Raw genomic sequence first — 3,090 nt, forward strand, 5'->3', positions numbered from 1 at the left:
TACCGGTCGCTGGGTGTGCCATGGGTCGTCACCCAGCTCAAGGGTGACGGCGCCGGCGACCTGAACGAGCTGCTGGACCGGCTGCGCGGGCGTACGAGCGTGCTGGTGGGCCACAGCGGCGTCGGCAAGTCGACGCTGGTCAATGCCCTGATCCCGGAGGCCAACCGGGACGTCGGGATCGTCAACGCCGTCACCGGCCGCGGCCGGCACACCTCGACGTCGGCCTACATGCTCGAGCTCCCCGGCGGCGACGGCTGGATCATCGACACCCCCGGCATCCGGTCCTTCGGGCTCGCGCACGTGCAACCCGAGGACCTGATCGGCGCCTTCCCCGACCTCGAGGAGATGACCGAGGACTGCCCGCGTGGTTGCAGCCACGGCGCCGGCGAGCCCGAGTGCGGGCTGGACGACGCCGTCACCGCCGGCACGGCCGACCCGGACCGGGTCGAGTCGTTCCGCCGGCTTCTCGCTGCCCGCGAGGGCGCAGCGGAGTGGTGAGTCGGCTCCCGACGGCCTGCGCGCCGCAGGCGCCGCGCGAGGCACGCCGGCACAGGTCGGCGCCGCCGACGGGCCACTGGCCATAACCTGTGGACCATGCCCATCAACGGCCCCACCGACTACACCGACGACCTGCGCCTCGCGCACGTGCTGGCCGACGACGCCGACTCGCTCTCGATGTCGCGGTTCAAGGCGCTGGACCTGCACGTCATGAGCAAGCCCGACCTCACTCCCGTGACGGACGCCGACCAGGCCGTGGAGGAGGGCATTCGGCGTACGCTCTCGCGCGCCCGCTCCCGCGACGCCGTGCTCGGCGAGGAGCAGGGGTCCACCGGCCACAGCCAGCGGCAGTGGATCATCGACCCGATCGACGGCACCAAGAACTTCGTCCGCGGCGTCCCCGTCTGGGCCACCCTGATCGCGCTCGCGGTCGACGACGAGGTCGTCGTGGGCGTCGTCTCGGCGCCGGCGCTGCAGCGGCGATGGTGGGCCGCGAAGGGCGGTGGTGCCTTCACCGGCCGCTCGCTGATGAAGGCGACCAGGTGCGAGGTCTCCGACGTTCGCCGCCTCGAGGATGCCTCCCTGTCCTACAGCTCGCTCTCCGGCTGGGACCAGCGCGACCGGCTGCAGGACTTCGTCTCGCTCTCGCGCCGCTGCTGGCGCACCCGCGCCTACGGCGACTTCTGGTCCTACATGCTGCTCGCCGAGGGCAGCGTCGACCTGGCCGCCGAGCCGGAGCTCGAGCTCTACGACATGGCTGCGCTCGACGTGATCGTCCGGGAGGCGGGGGGCAGGTTCACAGCCCTCGACGGCACGGACGGGCCGTACGGCGGAAACGCCATCGCCAGCAACGGCCACCTCCACGACGCGGCTCTGGCCTTCCTCGGGTCGATGCCCCACGACGACGCCGACCCGGACTCGCGGCCGAGCCGTGCGGGGTCGGTGCACGACCTGCGGTCCCGGCAGGGCCCGCCAGCGGAATAGTCGCCGGGTTGCCGACCGCACTCTGGTCGGGGCCTGTCGCCGAGCGACGCAAGTGACTAGCGTGACTGGGACACGACCCGCGGAGGAAGCCATGCGCATCAACGACGTACTCAAGGGCAAGCCCAGTCACGACGTCATCACCATCAATCCCGACGCCAGCGTGCGGGAGCTGGTCACCCTGCTGACCACGCACAACGTGGGCGCGCTCATCGTCAGCGTGGACGGCGAGACCGTCGACGGGATCGTGAGCGAGCGAGACGTCGTACGCCGCCTGCACGACCGCGACGACGTCCTCGACATGGCCGTCTCGGAGATCATGACCACCACCGTGCGCACCTGCGAGGGCACCGAGCCGCTGACGGACCTGATGCAGGTGATGACCGACCACCGCATCCGCCACGTGCCCGTCCTGACCGACGGCAAGCTGACCGGCATCATCAGCATCGGCGACGTGGTGAAGAATCGGATCGGCGAGCTCGAGTTCGAGCGCGACCAGCTGGACCACTACGTCCATCAAACCTGAGCAAACCTGATCCCAACCGGAAGGTCATCACCATGGAGAAGCCCGACGTCGACCCGCACATGGGAGACGCTCCCGCCGACCTGGAGGTCACCGACCTCGTGGAGGGCAGCGGCGCCGAAGCCACCGCCGGATCCAACGTCTCCGTCCACTACGTCGGTGTCGCCCACTCGACCGGCGAGGAGTTCGACGCGTCCTACAACCGGGGCGACGCGCTCAACTTCCGCCTCGGCATCGGCCAGGTCATCTCGGGCTGGGACACCGGCGTGCAGGGCATGAAGGTCGGCGGTCGTCGTCGCCTCGTGATCCCGCCGCACCTCGGCTACGGCGACCGCGGAGCCGGTGGCGCGATCAAGCCCGGCGAGACGCTGATCTTCGTGGTCGACCTGCTCAAGGTCAGCTGACCCGGCGTCACCAGGGGACGTCGATCTCGACCTCGCCCGACGCGACGCGGGCGGACTGACCGGCCAGGGCGACGACGTCGCCGGCCACGAGCTGACGGCCCCGTCGCGTCTCGACCTCGCCGTTGACGCTCACCTGTCCGTCGGCGAGCAACGGCTTGGCGTCCGAGCCCGACTCGATCAGGTTGGCCAGCTTGAGGAACTGTCCCAGCCGGATCTTCTCGTCGCGGATCGGGACGTCAACGGGTTCACTCATGGGCTCAGTGAACCAGCAGGCTGATCGCATGGATGACGACGCCGACGAGTCCGCCGACGATCGTGCCGTTGATCCGGATGAACTGCAGGTCTCGCCCGACGTGCAGCTCGATGCGGCGCGCCGCCTCCTTGCCGTCCCAGCGCTCGATGGTGTGGGTGATGACGGCGGTCAGCTCGGCGCCGTACCTCGCGACCGTGAAGACCGCGATGTCGGCGGCCGTCCGGTCCAGCTTCTCGCGCAGCGACGCGTCGGTGCGCAGCCGCTCGGCGAAGGAGCTGAGCTCGACGAGCATCCGCTGCCGGACGGCACCGTCGCGGTCACGGATCGAGGTCAGCAGGGCCGAGCGCATCGCCTTCCACAATGAGATGGCAGTGGTGACGACCTGCGGGTGGTCGAGCAGCCGCTCCTTGAAGCGCTCGGCGCGCTCCTGG

The 3,090-nt window shown here is 70.1% G+C and carries 6 protein-coding genes; 4 read left to right on the forward strand and 2 right to left on the reverse strand.

Going from position 1 to position 3,090, the window contains the following annotated elements; genetic code table 11:
* From rsgA to RMO85_RS18555, 4 genes are all read left to right on the forward strand, one after another.
* Positions 1-498: ribosome small subunit-dependent GTPase A (rsgA, locus tag RMO85_RS18540; RefSeq protein WP_310530197.1), on the forward strand; the 498-nt coding region annotated here is incomplete at its 5' end.
* Positions 499-594: 96 nt separating this feature from the next.
* Positions 595-1,482, forward strand: coding sequence for a histidinol-phosphatase (gene hisN / locus RMO85_RS18545; protein WP_310530198.1), 888 nt, complete (start codon positions 595-597; stop codon positions 1,480-1,482).
* A 91-nt stretch (positions 1,483-1,573) separates the two neighbouring features.
* Entirely contained in the window at positions 1,574-2,005 is a 432-nt protein-coding gene (locus RMO85_RS18550) for a CBS domain-containing protein (RefSeq protein WP_310530199.1), read from the forward strand.
* A 32-nt stretch (positions 2,006-2,037) separates the two neighbouring features.
* On the forward strand, positions 2,038-2,406 hold the full coding sequence (locus RMO85_RS18555) for an FKBP-type peptidyl-prolyl cis-trans isomerase (RefSeq protein ID WP_310530200.1): 369 nt from the start codon (positions 2,038-2,040) through the stop codon (positions 2,404-2,406).
* Between the two features lie 7 nt (positions 2,407-2,413).
* On the opposite strand, the gene RMO85_RS18560 is transcribed toward RMO85_RS18555, so the two are convergent.
* Together RMO85_RS18560 and RMO85_RS18565 are read right to left on the reverse strand one after the other, a co-directional pair.
* Positions 2,414-2,659, reverse strand: a complete 246-nt coding sequence (locus tag RMO85_RS18560; RefSeq protein ID WP_310530202.1) for an RNA-binding S4 domain-containing protein — start codon at positions 2,657-2,659, stop codon at positions 2,414-2,416.
* Between the two features lie 4 nt (positions 2,660-2,663).
* Positions 2,664-3,090, reverse strand: a 427-nt coding sequence (locus RMO85_RS18565; protein WP_310530203.1) for a DUF445 family protein, incomplete at its 5' end; no start/stop codon positions are given.

Source organism: Nocardioides sp. (genome assembly GCF_031422975.1).
Taxonomy (GTDB): domain Bacteria; phylum Actinomycetota; class Actinomycetes; order Propionibacteriales; family Nocardioidaceae; genus Nocardioides.